The following is a 334-nucleotide window of genomic DNA, read 5'->3' on the forward strand; positions in this document are numbered from 1 at the left end:
ACCGTGGCGTTTTTCTCGTGCGCCGCGAACTGCAGGATCGCCATAAGATCGCAACGTAAGATGATCGCCAGTTCACCGTCGGTCGGCTGAAATGTGACCTGTGGGACGAGCGTGCGCAAGCGCTCGGCCGTCTCGGTCCTCGTCTCCTCGGCCTGAGGGCTTGCATCGACAGACGAGATCCGCCGGTGGTAGATCTCCGCCATGTTCGGGTGGTGAAGGGGAGGCGGCGCCTCGGCGGTCGCAAGGAACTCCTTGAGTTCTGTTTTGCGGGCTTCCAGTGCGCCGATCTTATCCTTGAGCTTCGCACCCGGAACGCCGTCGAGGATGGCCTGAA

1 pseudogene is annotated in these 334 nt (G+C 62.0%); it reads right to left on the reverse strand.

Annotation, left to right across the window (positions count from 1 at the left end):
- Nucleotides 1–334, reverse strand: a pseudogene (locus J2D73_RS20280) (recombinase family protein); the annotation flags it as partial.

The sequence above is a fragment of the Acetobacter sacchari genome, assembly GCF_017377715.1.
GTDB classification, from domain to species: domain Bacteria; phylum Pseudomonadota; class Alphaproteobacteria; order Acetobacterales; family Acetobacteraceae; genus Acetobacter; species Acetobacter sacchari.